We start from the raw sequence: 11,797 nt of genomic DNA, 5'->3' as shown, positions 1-11,797 counted from the left end.
CGGTTCGGGGAGAGGGATGGAGAAACTTGTCTCCGAAAGGGGAAGTAGCGCTTCATCTCTACTCCACCATTTGCACGTCAAAGCGCACGTCGGCACGACGTATAAGCGCGCCCTCCCTCGAAAAATTCTCGGGATGGACCAGCCCGTCCCGGGCTGTCTCGGCAAGCCTGGAGCCTTGCGGCAGGCGCTCCCTTATCATTGCCAACATCGACAATCCATGGAGACAGCACATGCGCAAACCACGGGACTTCGACGCGGAGCTGAAGGCGCTCGAGGATAAGGCGAGAGAGCTCAAAATGCGAAAGGTACAGCAACTCGGCGAACTGGTGATCGCCACCGGGGCCGATGCACTCAGCACCGACGAACTCGCCGGGGCGCTAGTAGCCATCGCCGAAACGAAAGACCCCGCAAAGCGTGAGGCATGGGCCAAGCGTGGGGTGACGTTTTTCGAGAGCAGGTCCCGGCGAACTGCTCCGGCATCTCAGCGCAACCTCCGCAGCGCTGCAGCGCAATCGGGCAACACACAATCGCCGGCAAGCGGCTCTGGCTCGCAATGACATGCGCACCTGGCAGGTCGAGCGCCGCAAGCGCACGCGACATCTGATTGAACTCGGGGGCCTCGTCGTCAAGGCAGGCATCGTTGATCTGACCGCCGATGATCGCCCTACAATATACGGCGCGCTTCTCTGGATCGCCGCGAAGCTGCAGAGCCATGAAGGCGAGCATGCCCGAGACCTGTGGGATGCGAAGGGGGAAGCGTGCTTTCGCTGCGGAATGGCACGAAGATCAAAAGAGCCAGAGAACATAGCGGTGGTAGGCGAGCGGCGGGCGATGCGAAGCCGTCCATTGGTCACACTCGGCCAACAGCCGCTTCAGTGTGAAATGGGTTGTTTCACCCTGAGAGATGTCGGCGGCAACCTGTTCGAATCCCTCCCTCTCCGCCATATAAATTTCCTAACTGTTTGATTTGGTTGTATTTTTTTGAAGGCAATTACGGCTGGCTGCACCGCTGGCTGCACCTTTAACCCCCACTTAGGGGGCGTTTTCGACGCCAAGCAGCATTCTGCGTACGCTATCTGTTCAGATATCGAGGAACTCCGCGCTCAGACTTCCTTGATTGGCGTCCAGCCATGCCTTCGACGCCTCGAAGTCAGGCGCAATCGTTCGCAGGAAATCCCAGAATGCCGGCCCGTGCGAGCGGTGTCGAAGATGGGTCAGCTCGTGGGCAATGACATACTCCAGCACCTTCTTGGGAGCGAAAACGAGGTGCCAATTGAGGAGGATGTTGCCCTCAGCGCCGCATGATCCCCAGCCATTTGCGAAATCGGCGGCGCGGATCGAGCGGGGCGAAAGTCCGAACCGGGCCTTATAGCCAGCCGCAATCTCCCTCACGTCACGCCGAACGCATCGTTTTAGCCACAGCTTGAGTTCGCGCGCGACGAGCTTGTCGGCATCGCCGTCTGCCCACGACGGAAGATCGACTATGAAGCCGTTTCGGAAAGCAAGTTCGATCCGCTCGCCATCAGTGCGTCGAACGGTGAGGCGCATGCGGCGGCCCCGAAAGAGTATCTTCGAGCCAGTCATGAAGCGAGGCACGGCATGCCGGTCGGAGGTGATCCGCTCCATCTCGCGAACGGTGTCGAAGACCCACCGCCGTTTGCGCTTCAAAAAGCCTGCAATGTCGCGGTCGTCGTCGCTGGTGAGGGCCAACACCTCGACATGGCCCGGTGTGATGGTGATGCGGCGTTCCGATGCTGCAGCCGAGCGGCGAAGCTCGTATGGGATTTGCTTTCGGCCTATCTGGAGCGTCGGCATCAGGCAGCGCCCCCATAGGCATGGATGGCGAACTCCTCGACCTTCTCGCGGATCACCTTGGTCTCGCCGATGCCATGATCGGTCAGGATACGCCGGACCTTCTGGCGCAAGGAACGCAAGAACGCCTCCATATGGGCGAAGGCGGGCTGCGTCGCGGCGGCCTCGGAATAGACTGCACCGATGGCGATGGCCGCGTCTTGCAAGGTGGCATGGTCGATATTGGGCACGATGGCTTCGATGACGCGCAGGATGGAAAAGGCGTTCTCGTCCATACCCAGCTCGGCGTGCGCGCCCTGCTCTGCCTCGATGTCGCCTGTCAGCCCCTCGAACTCGCGCAGGCCGTCGGAGGCGGCGAGCTGACCTTCCTCGAAACGGCGGATGATCTCCAGCACCCGCTGGGAGAAGCGTCCATACTGCGCCGGGTTCTTGTCCACCAGTTCGCGGGTGACGCGGCGAAGCTCGGCGGACTTGCGCACGAACGCCTCCTGCAATTCCGGCTCGGCCTTGCCCTCGGTGGCGAAGTCGTCGGCGAAATTCGGATCGGTGATGTTGCGCAGGCGGATCGTCGTCGAAAGTCCGGTGACATGGACGTGCCGCTCCAGCATCTCCCTGATCTTGCCCGAATAACTCCGATGATCGAGGCTCTCGTCCTTACTGATCGCCTGCGTCGCCAGCCGCAAGAAAGTAGAAGCCCATTTGACTTCGGCGGTGAACTCAAGGATGGCCGGGTCGGGTGACAAGTTGCCATAGACCTTGATAAAAATCCGGGTCAGACGCTGAAGGTCGAACCAGTCGTCCTCCTGTCCACCGGCTGCTAGCTTAGCGGCGACATAGGCGGCGGCCTTCTCATTCATGCCCTCCAGCCCCATGGCGCGCTTCTGCGCGCGGTAGCGGGCGTGGGCTTCCTTGAGATCATTCCGCAAGACTGCGATGTCACGCATCGCGTTCTCGACATCCTCGGAGCGATAGGATTGGAGCGCCTCGTCGAGGTGGGCGGTGACGCCGATGTAATCGACGATGCGCCCGTTGGGCTTCTCGATCTCGCCACCGTTCGGCAGCTTGATCGCGCAGGTTCGGTTGGTCCGGGCGATGGCCTGAAGCAGGTTGTGCTCCTTCAGCGGCTTGTCCAGATACATGACATGCTCGATGGGCGCGTCGAAGCCTGTCAGTAGCTTGTCGCAGACGATCAGGAAGCTCGGTTCCGGTCCGAACGCCTTGAACCGCTTCTTCACTTCTTTTTCGGCGGCATCATCGAGATAGTGTGCCTCAAGTTCGACGCGCAGCGCGGCGACCTCGTCGTCCTCGCTGGGCTTGTTATCCTCCTGGCTCTTGGAATAGACGCAGGCGATCATAGCATCGGCCTTGGCCCGTGCATCCTCGCCATCCATGCCACCAAGCTCCAGATCGGCGGCGATCACGGCAGAAAGCGAGGTGCGGTAGAGGATCACTGCCTCGCGATCCACGGCCACGATCTGAGCCTTGAAGCCGTCTGGCTGGCAGACGGTTTTGAAGTGCTCCCAGATGTCGAGAGCGATCAGGTGGATGCGTTCCGGATGCTTGGCGATGGTGGCCAGCGTAAGGCCCTTGCGCTTCAATTCCTCACGCTTCTCGTCAGGCAGGTCCACGAACCATCTGTCGAACAGGATGTCTATCTCAGCCTCGTTGATCGCCCAGTCGGTTTTGCGGCCTTCATAGAGGATCGGCACGGTCGCGCCGTCGCGCACCGCGTCATCGATCCCGTATTTGTCGAGATAACCTTCGCCCGCGATGCTGAACCGGGCGTAAGTGTCCTTGTCGGTTGATTTGATGGGTGTGCCGGTGAAGCCGTAGAAATGCGCATCAGGCAGCGTCGCCTGCAGATAAGCGCCCAGGTCCTTTTCCTGCGTGCGATGGCACTCGTCCACGAGCACGATCCAGTTGGCCGAGTTGGGGATCGGGTCTTTCGATCCGGCGAATTTGAAGATGGTGGAGAGCAGGATTTGCCCGTTACCACCTCGGTTTACCGCCTCGCGCAGCGCCGCCACTGATCCGCACTGCGTGGGGTTCGGCAGGGCGCAGGCGACGAAGGTCTTGCTGATCTGGTCATCGAGGTCGATCCGGTCGGTCAGCACGAGGAGGTTGGGGTTGGCGAGGCTCGGCGCGTCGAGCGTCAGATGAGTCTTGAGCTTGAGGGCCAGGAACACCATGGTCAGGCTCTTACCCGAACCTTGCGTGTGCCAGATCAGCCCCTTGCGATGCTTGCCCTCCGCAACGCGCTCAACGGCTTTGTTAACTGCGCGGAACTGCTGATAGCGGCAGATTTTCTTGATCTTGCGTCCCGTCTCAGGGTCGATCTCGAACACTATGAAATGGGCTAAGAGATCGAGCAGGCGCGACGGCTCGCACAGACACCACAAATCCTTGGCGAGGTCGTCGGGGAAATCGTTGCGCTGGCGCGGCAAGGCATCAGGCCACCCGGCATAAAACTGCGAGGTAGCCCCTGTTGCGCCGTAGAGCGTAACCATGCCATCGGTGACAAGGTTGAAGGCGTTGGGATAGAACAGCCGGGGGATATCCCGCTCATACTGCTTGATCTGTTCGAAGGCTTCGTCGGCCTTGGCAGTGGCTTTGAGCGGCGACTTGGCCTCGATCACAACCAGCGGGATGCCGTTCACGAACAGAACGATGTCTGATACGCGAGCACGTTGGGCCGCGACGCGGAACTGGCTCGTGACGTGGAAACGATTGCGACCCGGCTGCTTGAAATCGATCAGCGCGATGGGCCGGTCGCGGTTTTCGCCGGCGACCCGACGGGAATAGCCGCCGCGCAGCTTGCGCTGCCATTCCTCGTTGTCGGAGAGGATGGCAAGATCGTTGTAGATTGCCTCGGCATCTTCCCCGCTGATGCCGTTTAAAGCGCGCAGCACCTCCACCAGCACGGGCCTAAGGATGACGCGGTTCTCCTCCTCCCGCATCGCCAAGGCGGTGGCTGGGGACAGCAGCTGCCAGCCAAGCGCCGCCAACACTTCGAGCGCAGGTTGCTCGGTGAGGCGGTATTCGCTCATGCAGGCACCCGCACACGACCGGAAAGGAAGTCGGAAATAAGGCTGGCTCTCACCCGCTGTTTCTGTTTCACCTCGTTTTCGCAGGCATTTGCGACCTCTGTCGCGAGTTGGATGACTTCGCCAATTTGATGCTGCGTTTCGAGGTCGGGCAGCGGGATTGCAATCCCTTTCAGGCTTGCGGTGTTAATGTTGTAGTTGCCTGCTGATGTCGTCGCCGCCTTGAATAGCTTTTCGCGTACGGGCTGGGAGTTCAATGTCGCGTAGACATAGGGAGGCCATGCCCTGCGAGCATCGAAGCGCATCCGGATCAGATAGGATGCGAACAGCCAGGTGTCGGCTACGTCAGTAATCAGAGCACTTCTACCGATATGGGCCGGGTTTCCGTTGGTCCGCACCACCACAATGTCGCCCGCTCCCAACCCGAAACGACGCAAGTCGGCATCCGAAACGGAAGCGTATTTAAGGTCGTCCAGTTCAACCCGCCCATTGGTCACGTTCGGGATACGCAACACTGGATAGCCATCGGCTTCATTGGCGTCGCATTTGACAGACGTTCCGTATCGGATGTCTGCGAGAATATCTCCAAGGCGGACCATCTCAAAGCCATGGCCGAAGCATCGTGCAGTGATCAGCGATGACTGCAACGCGCGCGATTGTTCGGCAGCCTGTTGCGCCGCCGCAATCGCGTCATCCACAGACCGTAGCACCTCGGTGATCAGCCGCTGCTCGTCGAGGGGCGGAAGGCTTATCGGGACTTGCGCAAAAGCGTCTGGGTACAGGCGCAGGCGGTCATCAACGATGCCCTGCGAATAGCCGTGCAGCAGCCTGATCACCGGCTGGGATCGCAGCAGTTTGTCTGCGAACTGCGGCTCGATTTCCTCTGTTGGGGTCATAACCACATAGGCCGGGCTGATTAAGCAATCGGCCTGCGCTAGACCACAGGCTCCCTGCCACATTCGCATCATGTTGTAGGCGATATCCCCCTTACAAACCAAAGAGTGACCTTCCGGCGGGAGGTCGGATTGAACTCGCCTATCGAGCGATGATCGCAGAACCAATCCATGCTCAATGCTGACTGACGCGACCGGCAAGCCCGCACGGCCCCTTTGTTTTCGCTCGCGGAAAACATCGCCCAGTCGGACGCGTCGCCAGCCGTCCGGCAAATCACCCGACATAGCCAAGCCTCTTAAGGTGCCCGAACATCACGGCCTCGGCCTCGTTGCGTTTGGTGATCAGGTCTTCCAGATTGGCGACTTGCGCCGCGAGATCGACGGTTTCTGCATCCGCGCCGATTTGCACATAGCGGCTGATGTTGAGGTTGTGACCGTTGGCGGCAATCTCATCGACCGGAACGACGCGGGCCAGCCTCTCAATGTCGGCGAAGGCGTGGACCGCCTCGGCCAGCGTGTGGACATGCTCATCGGTCAGGAAGTTCTGCGCTTTGCCAGGCTGGAAAGTGGCGTCACCGTTGACGATCAGCACCTTGCCTTGGCGCTCAGCGGGTTTCTTCTTGCGGCACACGAGCACGGCAGCGGGAATGCCCGCTCCGTAGAAGAGGTTGGGAGCAAGGCTCACCACCGCCTCGATCACGTCTGCCGCCAACATGGCCTCCCTGATCCGCCCCTCGGCCCCGCCACGGAACAGCACGCCGTGCGGCACCACCACCGCCAACATCCCGTCATCCTTCAGGCTGGCGAGCATATGCTGGACGAAGGCTAGGTCCCCGTACCCCTTGGGTGGGCAGCCATAGACATCGCGACCAAACGGATCGCCGTTCTGCCAGATCTCGTAGCCCCACACCTTCTCGGAAAACGGTGGATTTGCCAGCACCCGGTCATAGGCCCCGATGCCCTCAACGAACTCGCGTGCCTTGGGGTCATACCGCTTAGGGGAAAGGATCGTGTCGCCCTTGGCGATGAAGGCATCGTCCACGTTGTGGAGGAAAAGGTTGATTTCGGCGATGCCCCATGTCGCGAAGTTCTTTTCCTGCCCGTAGAGCGACAAGGTGCGGGCATCCTCGCCCCGGTCCTTCAAATACTGCACCGCCTCCAGCAACATGCCGGCAGAGCCGCAAGTGGGATCGTATATCGACATGCCGGGGCGCGGCTCGACGATCTCGACCATGAGCCGGACGATCTGGCGCGGCGTGTAGAACTCACCGCCCTTCTTGCCCGCGCCTTCGGCGAACATCTTGATAAGGTAGAGGTAGGCATTGCCCAGCATGTCTGCGGGCACATCGGCGTTGCGCAGCCGGTGCTTCTCGAAATGCGCGAGCAGCTTTTCGAGCAGGGCGTCCGAAAAGCGATCCTGGTTAGCGAAGTCCACATCGCCGAACACGCCGCGCAGCCGGATGTTGGCGTCTTCGATGGCGTTCAGGGCATTGTTGAGCCGCTGGCCGATCTGCGTTGATTGCCGCCGAATGGCATCCCAGCGGTGTTCGTCGGGGATGTGGAAGCGGTGCTCGTCGGGATCAGCAGCTTCCTCGCGGTCGCCGGTCTCGGCTAGCAGGTTCTCGAACTCTTCGTCCCATACGTCGCAGAGCCGCTTAAAGAACAGCAGGCCGAAAATGTACTGTTTGTAGTCGGCCGCATCGACGGTGCCGCGAAGGATGTCCGCCGCCTGCCACAAATGGCGTTCGAGGCTTTGCTGGGAGAGGGTCGACATGAATTGGAAATACACCCTGAAACATGCGCCAACCTGAAGGCGCGCCGTTCCATTTCATAGGCAGAGAGTTCCGTCCGGTCCAGATGAAGGCAGGCGGGAATTTGCCAGGGCTACCCGGCACGGACGTTGACATCAAACGGTGGCACTTGCACAACGCTTCCGACCCACCTGCAACCTGCGGTTCAACTTGCGATGGCGCGATGACTGAAACGGCTCCTGCGATCCGCAAAGCGTTTTGCTCTGAGTGCGGAGGCATACGCAATTGTGATGTGCGCGGACATCACAAGGATTACGGCCAGGATGGCGACGGTTATATGCAGTGGTGGATCAATTGGTATATTCTACAATGCCGTGGATGCGAGCACATTTTCGTCCAAAAATCTTCCGCTGACACCGAGAATATCCACCAATTCTATAATGAGCTGGGCGAACCTGATAGCGAGCTTATCGAAACACTTTCATACTGGCCTGCGCTATCCAAAAGGCAGAAACCCGAGTGGTGGGACGATTTTGGTGTCCACATTGGCGACGCGGACGAACTTGAGCAGGCTATTAGGGAAGTCTACGGAGCGCTCGATGCTGACCTTCCTATCCTCGCGGCAATCGGTATGCGAACGTGTTTCGACGTGGCTGCTATTTTGCTAGGGGTCGAAGACAACCTCCCATTTGCCAAGAAACTGGACGAACTGGTTCGGCTTCAAAAGATTGGCGGCGTCGACAAGGACCGTTTGGCATTGCTGGTAGATGCTGGAAGCGCATCAGTGCATCGCGGGTGGAGGCCAAAGCCCAAGGAGCTGGATACCTTAGCGGAAATCTTGGAACACTTTGTGTTCGAGGCGTTTGTGGCACCATCCCGCCGCAGCCGACTTGATGCAGAAGCAAAAAAGCTCGAAGGGAATGTGCCGTCTCGCGAGCGCAAGAAAGCTGAGATTAAACCACTGTAATCGAGCCTTCGACACAGCTGCTGCGAAGGTCATGCCGCGCTGCCTTTGCACAGTTGGCCGACGTCGTTGGTCAACCAGACAGCATCGAATGCAAGACGGCCTGCATGTGTTCTTCCAGATCGAGTTCGCTGCGAGCCTCGACCGCGAGCAGATATTTCCCCTTGATCCGGCAATCGTCTCGGCTGATGGCAGGACAGGAGCAGACGGCCAGCAACGCCTCCTGCTCAACCCGGTCGGCCCGTTCGCTGTCATCCCCGCTGCCGCGCGCGCTGTGAATAGCGCGGTGGAAGGCAGCATAGGCCGTCTCATGCGCGGTTATCAACGCCTGCAGGTTCGGCGAGTTGATGTTGGCGGACACCGGATCGACCGCAACTATTGCGCCGGTCAGTGCGAGAAAAGTGCGGCGTGTGGTCGTGGGCATGGAACAGTGCTCCTCGCTATCAATCGGAGGACCATAGCACCGCCATACAAGGACACGGAGATGGCCAGATGCTGTCAGCTGACAATGCAGTCAGCGGACTGTTGATCGCAAGTTGCGTGCATCCGACAGGGGCCCCACATCGCCCCCCAACCCCGCCGCCGTCAAACCCCGAGGGTGCCGAGGTGCGAGGGGCTGCTTGGCAAAACCCGCGCTGTTGAGGTCGGCTCGGCTGATTTGCGCTTCATAGCTCCTGCCGAGGGATAGAGTCGCGAGTGGATGGAAATGTCATGCTGCCCCCCCGCAGCTGCGGCACTATCTCGACAATAGAGCCGCCGGCAAATGGAGGTTCACGTATCGGCTGCCCCCTTATCGGCCGCAACAGTCGGCAACTTCACACCTGCAGCAATCAGCCTTTCCTCGCCCTGCATCATCTTCTTTTCATCGACGCAGCCCCACTGACGCTGAAATGGATAAAGCATCCAAGCGACCACATCCTTCCCGACGACCGTGGCTTCTAACCGCTTCACCTTTGTGGGGTTTTTCTTCTTGCGGATAATGCGGGCCTGGAAGTTGTACGTCTCGCATTTTGCGTTGCAGGCCAAAAGCGCCAGAACCTCGCCACGGTTCTTAGCGTCGACTGCAAACCCAGTCTCCGGCACTTCATTCTCAAGGGCCGTCCAGGCTTCGTTGATAAACATCACACCATCCGCTCCATCAATGTGAGCGAGCCGGGCGAGATCTCGCATAAGCAGATACCTGGAGGCCCTGTCAGGATGATCAGCTGCGATGATCCGCACAACCGAATTGCCCCTCAGCAGAAAAGCAAAAGCTCGGTGATAGCCATCGACGGCCATCAAAATTCTGGCTTGGCGGAAGTAGGCCTCTGCCATTTCGCGAAAGGTCGTTGCCTTTTCGAAGATTTTCCAATTGACCGCCCCTTTGCCGTAGCGCTTTTTCAGAGCCTTTCCATCTATCTTCGCCTCTCGCTGAAAATACCGCAGGCCAGTTTGCGAACCGTCTCGCATGGAGAGGTACAACGCCCTGTCCATCGCAAGTGCTCCCATCACGTCGGGTCGGTCGGAAATGTCCGATGGCACCTCAATTCCAAGGTGTCGCAGCAAGTCTTCAACAAGGTCGGCCAGTTGACCGTAGACATGGGCCATGGCTTCAAGCACTTCGATTTCCGGCAGTTCTTCGTCTACCCAGCGCCGCTCAATCACGAGTGTGCCGTTCTCAACAATGTGCGGTATTCGAAATTTTTTGGGCACAGCCTTGAATATCTCGCGCGGGGAAGCGAACAGCGCTTCAGGCATCCAATCCGTTGCTGGGCCGTCAAGGTAAGAAGCCACGATCTCAGCACGAACCTGACTAAGGGTGTTGAGGTCTCCTCTTTTCTCGATCGAATTGCGGGCGTCCCTAGCCCAAATCATGATCGGATCCCCAGCCATTTTTAAGACGTGAGGCGCGTACCAGGCGTCGAAATCCTTGATCACCCCTTTTTGGGCCTGCAAGACGAATGTAACGCTCCGGCCTACGGTGATGCATTGCTGGAGAGAGAGAAGGAACCTCTTCGGTTCGAAATAGTTCTCTGCAGCGTCGATCCATAGTTGACGCATCTGAATTAGGCGACTGACTACTGCCTTGGCAGCTTCCTGCTGTGGTGTCGTCATAGGATGGCGGCGACGCTCCTCCTCAGCCAACTGTCGCCTTTGCTTGAGCGCCACCAGCAAGGCCGCAATCTTGTCATCCATGCGAATATCCAGTCGCGTTCCCGCTCCAGGCAGCTACGGTGAAGTGACGATCAATCCTAGGCACCTGCTTGCCTTTAACGCGAAGCACAATGGGGGTCGTTCGTCAAACAGTGCGAGAGCTAAGCGAGATGCGGGAGAAACCCACAACAGGCGGACCTCTCCTGCTACGGCCAGATGGAACCACAAACAACACCGCCGCCGATATTACTTCTTGCCATCCTCTTGTCCTTTCCTGAGTTAGGTTGCAGTGACCGCCGTCTACCTCTTGTCGTAGAGAGGCATGTGGTTGATTATAGGCACGTAGACCTTCGTAAAGAAGGCGCGTCCAGCAGGCCCTAATTCGATCAGCATCTCATACCCTCTCCGGGCAGGGAGAGCGGTCAGAAAACCGACACTCGCAAATCGCACCAATTTGCCCAACCTGAACTGCAGCTGGCGGTTCACCCCCTCGATACCGAAGAGCTTCGCGATCTCGCCAAGGTGAGTTTCTCTTTCGTTGCGGAGCCCACGGTATTCCTCGGGCATAAGCTCTTGTATCTGCGAGAAGGCTAGCATCTGATTGAGACCGAAATAGCTCTGTGGGAGCAAGACCTCTCTAAGCCAAGGAGATTTCGCTTGATTGCCGTTGCCAGCGCGCACATCAGCTACAGCTGTCGGTTCGATGCTCCCCTGCTGCGCTAGCTCTCTTAGGAAGATTTCCGTCCCATTGTCGTACGCACGCGAACGAAGGAAAACTCGGCGTGTCTCCAGCAATACCGGATCGTCCGTTTCTGGCCTGCGAGTTGGCCACCACGGCGCACTTTTCGGATCATAAGGATCGGCGGGCACGTTAAGCGTCAACTGACGCAATGTGTGCTCCGAGCACCTTGCAATTGCCTTCGCCGTGTCCTCGTGTGCACACCATTCTTGCTGTTTTAGCAAGTAGGCGTCAGCCTCCGCCCGGGAGCGAGCCCTCCACATCTTCTGAAGCAGCATATAGCGTTCTCTTATCGCGGATACTCCGCACGATATTTGGGTAATCTGCTTTCATGTTAAAGTCACTTGTTGAGTGGCGGCTGACACCTAAAGAGTGGATATGCGGATCACACTTTCCTGCGCTTGAATTCACGCTCGACGGGACGATTGATGACTTTTGCTAACCCCGTCGATTGCCCAAGG

The 11,797-nt window shown here is 58.7% G+C and carries 10 protein-coding genes; 3 read left to right on the top strand and 7 right to left on the bottom strand.

Annotated elements, in window-relative coordinates:
- Positions 1 to 230 precede the first annotated feature (230 nt).
- Positions 231 to 557: a conjugal transfer protein TraD gene (locus ACWGS9_RS30695; RefSeq protein WP_454508761.1), complete on the top strand. Its 327-nt coding sequence runs from the start codon at positions 231 to 233 to the stop codon at positions 555 to 557.
- Between the two features lies 1 nt (position 558).
- A complete protein-coding gene (locus ACWGS9_RS30690) occupies positions 559 to 966 on the top strand; it encodes a conjugal transfer protein TraD (protein WP_454508760.1) in 408 nt (135 codons plus the stop codon).
- Positions 967 to 1,080: 114 nt separating this feature from the next.
- Here ACWGS9_RS30690 and ACWGS9_RS30685 read toward each other — a convergent pair whose 3' ends face one another.
- The 4 genes from ACWGS9_RS30685 to ACWGS9_RS30670 are packed head-to-tail and all read right to left on the bottom strand — an operon-like array spanning position 1,081 to position 7,523.
- The gene (locus tag ACWGS9_RS30685; RefSeq protein ID WP_454508759.1) at positions 1,081 to 1,815 is read right to left on the bottom strand and encodes a M48 family metallopeptidase; all 735 of its coding nucleotides are present in this window, start codon (positions 1,813 to 1,815) and stop codon (positions 1,081 to 1,083) included.
- Positions 1,815 to 4,859 (bottom strand): type I restriction endonuclease subunit R, encoded by a 3,045-nt coding sequence (locus tag ACWGS9_RS30680; protein ID WP_454508758.1) that lies wholly within the window; start codon positions 4,857 to 4,859, stop codon positions 1,815 to 1,817. The genes ACWGS9_RS30685 and ACWGS9_RS30680 overlap by 1 nt, the downstream gene beginning before the upstream one ends.
- Positions 4,856 to 6,034 (bottom strand): restriction endonuclease subunit S, encoded by a 1,179-nt coding sequence (locus ACWGS9_RS30675; RefSeq protein WP_454508757.1) that lies wholly within the window; start codon positions 6,032 to 6,034, stop codon positions 4,856 to 4,858. The genes ACWGS9_RS30680 and ACWGS9_RS30675 overlap by 4 nt, the downstream gene beginning before the upstream one ends.
- Positions 6,024 to 7,523 carry a type I restriction-modification system subunit M gene (locus ACWGS9_RS30670; protein WP_454508756.1) on the bottom strand — a complete coding sequence of 500 codons (1,500 nt, stop codon included), beginning with the start codon at positions 7,521 to 7,523 and terminating at the stop codon, positions 6,024 to 6,026. Before ACWGS9_RS30670 ends, ACWGS9_RS30675 begins: the two co-directional genes overlap by 11 nt.
- A gap of 200 nt (positions 7,524 to 7,723) precedes the next feature.
- Here ACWGS9_RS30670 and ACWGS9_RS30665 point away from each other — a divergent pair, with 200 nt between their 5' ends.
- On the top strand, positions 7,724 to 8,467 hold the full coding sequence (locus tag ACWGS9_RS30665; RefSeq protein WP_454508755.1) for a DUF4145 domain-containing protein: 744 nt from the start codon (positions 7,724 to 7,726) through the stop codon (positions 8,465 to 8,467).
- A 70-nt stretch (positions 8,468 to 8,537) separates the two neighbouring features.
- Here the strand turns inward: ACWGS9_RS30665 and ACWGS9_RS30660 are convergent, their stop codons facing one another.
- From ACWGS9_RS30660 to ACWGS9_RS30650, 3 genes are all read right to left on the bottom strand, one after another.
- Positions 8,538 to 8,888, bottom strand: coding sequence for a hypothetical protein (locus ACWGS9_RS30660; RefSeq protein ID WP_454508754.1), 351 nt, complete (start codon positions 8,886 to 8,888; stop codon positions 8,538 to 8,540).
- A 347-nt stretch (positions 8,889 to 9,235) separates the two neighbouring features.
- Positions 9,236 to 10,639, bottom strand: coding sequence for a hypothetical protein (locus ACWGS9_RS30655; RefSeq protein WP_454508753.1), 1,404 nt, complete (start codon positions 10,637 to 10,639; stop codon positions 9,236 to 9,238).
- Between the two features lie 258 nt (positions 10,640 to 10,897).
- The gene (locus ACWGS9_RS30650; RefSeq protein ID WP_454508752.1) at positions 10,898 to 11,488 is read right to left on the bottom strand and encodes a hypothetical protein; all 591 of its coding nucleotides are present in this window, start codon (positions 11,486 to 11,488) and stop codon (positions 10,898 to 10,900) included.
- Positions 11,489 to 11,797 lie beyond the last annotated feature (309 nt).

This window comes from Mesorhizobium sp. Arg314 (assembly GCF_053714275.1).
This window is presented reverse-complemented; position numbering and strand designations above follow the sequence as displayed.

Excerpts from the sequence above, each read along its gene's own strand:
- ACWGS9_RS30695 (WP_454508761.1), top strand. The coding sequence starts at position 231 with ATGCGCAAACCACGGGACTTCGACGCGGAGCTGAAGGCGCTCGAGGAT.
- ACWGS9_RS30690 (WP_454508760.1), top strand. The coding sequence starts at position 559 with ATGCGCACCTGGCAGGTCGAGCGCCGCAAGCGCACGCGACATCTGATT.
- ACWGS9_RS30685 (WP_454508759.1), bottom strand. The coding sequence starts at position 1,815 with ATGCCGACGCTCCAGATAGGCCGAAAGCAAATCCCATACGAGCTTCGC.
- ACWGS9_RS30680 (WP_454508758.1), bottom strand. The coding sequence starts at position 4,859 with ATGAGCGAATACCGCCTCACCGAGCAACCTGCGCTCGAAGTGTTGGCG.
- ACWGS9_RS30675 (WP_454508757.1), bottom strand. The coding sequence starts at position 6,034 with ATGTCGGGTGATTTGCCGGACGGCTGGCGACGCGTCCGACTGGGCGAT.
- ACWGS9_RS30670 (WP_454508756.1), bottom strand. The coding sequence starts at position 7,523 with ATGTCGACCCTCTCCCAGCAAAGCCTCGAACGCCATTTGTGGCAGGCG.
- ACWGS9_RS30665 (WP_454508755.1), top strand. The coding sequence starts at position 7,724 with ATGACTGAAACGGCTCCTGCGATCCGCAAAGCGTTTTGCTCTGAGTGC.
- ACWGS9_RS30660 (WP_454508754.1), bottom strand. The coding sequence starts at position 8,888 with ATGCCCACGACCACACGCCGCACTTTTCTCGCACTGACCGGCGCAATA.
- ACWGS9_RS30655 (WP_454508753.1), bottom strand. The coding sequence starts at position 10,639 with ATGGATGACAAGATTGCGGCCTTGCTGGTGGCGCTCAAGCAAAGGCGA.